Source organism: Chamaesiphon sp. OTE_20_metabat_361 (assembly GCF_031364565.1).
The window spans coordinates 1-3432 of record NZ_JANLWO010000018.1; the positions used below are offsets into that span (position 1 = coordinate 1).

Annotated in this window: 4 protein-coding genes; 2 read left to right on the forward strand and 2 right to left on the reverse strand. The window is 49.3% G+C overall.

From position 1 onward, the window contains the following. Positions 1 to 116 precede the first annotated feature (116 nt). Entirely contained in the window at positions 117 to 1046 is a 930-nt protein-coding gene (locus RMO35_RS00465; protein WP_309737801.1) for an aldo/keto reductase, read from the reverse strand. Between the two features lie 35 nt (positions 1047 to 1081). Continuing rightward, complete coding sequence (locus tag RMO35_RS00470; RefSeq protein WP_309737802.1) at positions 1082 to 1261, reverse strand: hypothetical protein; 180 nt, start codon at positions 1259 to 1261, stop codon at positions 1082 to 1084. 95 nt (positions 1262 to 1356) lie between these two features. On the opposite strand from RMO35_RS00470, the gene alr reads away from it, so the two are divergent. Then, positions 1357 to 2535, forward strand: a complete 1179-nt coding sequence (gene alr / locus RMO35_RS00475; RefSeq protein ID WP_309737804.1) for an alanine racemase — start codon at positions 1357 to 1359, stop codon at positions 2533 to 2535. 232 nt (positions 2536 to 2767) lie between these two features. After that, the coding region (locus RMO35_RS00480; protein ID WP_309737806.1) for a DUF1868 domain-containing protein at positions 2768 to 3432 on the forward strand (665 nt) is incomplete at its 3' end.

Here is a 3432-nt window from a genome sequence, read left to right on the forward strand (position 1 = left end):
CCCAACCCCTCTCCCAAGCTTGGGAGAGGGGAGCCGGAGCCGGAGGCGAGGGCGGGGTGAGGGCGACGGGGATGTTGGGTTTCATTCCTCAACCCAACCTAAAACTTAATTTGGTATTACCCTAGATAGCGCAACTCGCTAATTTCATCGACTGTCAATTCCCAACCCAAAGCGCCAGCATTTTGATCGACTTGAGCGGCAGTTTTAATCCCTGGGATGGGAATGACACCGGGCTGACAGATCAGCCAGTTGAGAGCTACCTGAGCTGGAGTTTTGGAGTATTTCTCGCCCAGCTCATTGAGCTTATTGAAGACGGGTTGTAGTTTCATTAAACCAGCCGACTGAAACCGTTTGTCCATAATTCTTGCACCAGTAGGCGGATTGCTGGCAGTATACTTGCCTGTGAGTAAGCCTTGAGCCAGGGGGCTATACGCCAAAATCGTCACTCCCAATTCCCGCGCCGTTGCGAGTACCCCATTCGTCTCGATTTCGCGGGTGATGAGCGAATACCGCATTTGATTTACTGCCAAAGGCACACCGCGCCGCGCTAGCAAACGATGCGCTTCGCGGAGTTGTTCGGCACTATAGTTACTCACGCCAACAGACTTAACTCGCCCTTGCTCCACCTCGTCAGCGAGGGCATTCATCAAGCCTTCTTGACTTAAAAATGAAGGAGCCGGAAAATGGACTTGATACAGATCGATCGAGGGCATCTTCAAGCGTTTCAAACTAGCAGTCACGGCATCGGCAACATCTTCCTTTCGGAACCGCCACGGCAGGGGCGCGTATTTTGTTGCCATCTGGGTAGTCGCGCGGGTTTCTTTGATAAATTTCCCTAGTAATTCCTCTGACTTACCCAATCCGTAAACCTCGGCGGTATCAAAGAAGGTAATGCCTTTACTTATTGCAGCTTGAAAAGCCAGTCGCAGCTCAAGTTCGCCATAATCTTTGCCATATCCCCAAAACAGCGAATCGCCCCAAGCCCAGGTACCAAATCCGAGCGGTGTAACTTCAATGCCAGTATTACCTAGGATAGTCGTTGCCATGATTTAGAGTTTAGGAGGAAGAATACCTCCTAATTCTAACTAAAACCGTAGGTGGAATTATCGCCGATACTTTCACGTACAGATAAAACACCGATCGGGTGAATATAGCCTTTGAACGGACATTTGGCTTTTACGCTCCCTGCGGCTACTGCTGTCCCCACTAGGCAGTAACTTGACAAAATCAGACCGATACTGGCACTGGCGATCGTGTTCATGATGAATTTGTTTGACTACGGAGATCGAAATCTGGTGTTAATATCTAGACAACTATAATAACTGCCAGTTAGCAGCATTGAGACGATCGCATCATATGAACGATTCTCACCCCGAGCAACTACCGCAACGCCCCGCTCTTGAAGACACTGATTGGGATCGGCAGCGGGCTTGGGTCGAAATTGACTTAGCCGCACTGGCGCATAACGTCCGCCAAATTCGCAGCTTATTAGCACCAGATACTCAGATAATGGCGGTAGTCAAAGCCGATGGCTATGGGCATGGCGCGATCGAAATCGCCCGCACAATTATCGCCGAGAATGTGGAATGGTTGGCTGTGGCGACGGTAACTGAAGGGATCGAACTGAGATCTGCGGGCATAGTTGCCCCAATTTTGATTTTAGGTGCGGTAAACACCAACGTCCAGGCACAAGCGATCGCCAAGTGGGGATTACAGCCGACAATTTGCACGATCGAGCAAGCAATTTTACTCTCGAAAGCGATTGCGAAGCTAGCGCCCAGTTTACCTCTAACCGTCCATCTCAAGCTCGATACGGGAATGTCGAGATTGGGGGCAGATTGGCAGCAGGCAGTCGCTTTTTATCGTGAAGTGGCAAGTTTGCCATATTTACGGATTGGTAGCTTGTACTCGCATTTAGCTACCGCTGATGACCTCGATCCGACGGTGATGGAACTACAAATTGCCAGGTTCGATCGGGCGATTGCGGCGATTGGGGCGGCTGGATACACTATCCCGCTGCTACATCTAGCAAATTCTGCCGGGATTCTAGTTAGCGATCGATCGCACTATAATTTAGTCCGACCGGGACTGAGTTTGTACGGACTCTACCCAGCCCCGCATTTACAGCCAAAAATCTCACTTCAGCCCGTCCTGAGCGTCAAAGCCAGGATCTCCCAAATTAAGGAAATCGCGGCAGGGACGGGAGTCAGCTATGGGCATCGGTTTATTGCCGATCGGGATATGCAGATCGCCGTAGTCGAAATTGGTTATGCTGACGGGGTACCCCGTCGCTTGTCAAATCGGATGCAGGTAGCGCTTAGGGGTTGCTTGGTACCGCAAATCGGCTCGATTACGATGGATCGGATCGTCCTCGATGTCAGTCAGATTCCCGATCTCCAAGTCGGCGAGATCGTCACCATTCTAGGACGAGACGGCACGATTGAGATTACCGCCGATGACTGGGCAAATGAGCTTGGGACGATCTCCTGGGAGATATTATGTGGCTTCAAGCACCGATTGCCACGCGTGAGTTAAGACTAAAATCGAGACTCAGCTTGCGAACTTATCCTTTGGAGTCATAATAATCAGAGGATCGAGTGCTAAGCTTAATAATGAACCGCACATTTTACCTGCTTTCTACTCGACTTCAATGTCAATAATTGCCAAGATCGGCGATTGTGAGGATGGGAAACAGTGTATGTGTATTTTTAGGTAAGTGACATTACCAAAATGTTAACAAATATCACAGGCAAGGAGGCGATCGCGAGTGGACGAGTCCTATCATACTTATCTCAACCGCGTGGCAAAAATGACCCTACCCGCCACCTATGAATCTCAGGTCAAAAATATCCAAGAATCGCCTAAGTTCAGGTTGAAAGAGGATGGCACTCGGCAACCTGTAACGTTTCCAGGGTATTCAGCAATTACACCACCAGGGGCAGAAGATCCGGTAAATAGTGCTGTATTTCAAGATTTAGCAGCATGTCAACAGCAACTGATCGAGAAATTAGAACCGGATTTATTGGTGCTAGTCGATCCGGCAAGTTTTCACTTCACTTTAGCTGATTTGATTTGGGATAGTGCTTATCGGACGGTAGTCGCCGCCAATCCGGATTTTGAGAGTCAATTGCGCGATCGGATCGAAGATAGTTTTAAAATCTATCAAGAATCTATCGTTGAAACTACTCCGATTCGCTGGCAAATTATGGGCTTAACTGTCCGCCCCCGCGCCATCGAAGTAAGTTTAGTACCCAAGGATGAGTACAGCTACAACCGGATTATTGCGTTCCGGCGCGCGATTTACCAAAATTCGAGCTTGATTTCCCTCGGGATCGAGCAGCAATATTATTTTACCGCCCATACGACATTAGCTTATTTTGGTAACGTCGATCGGGAGATCGATCGCGTGCGACTGAGCGACACTTTGCAATC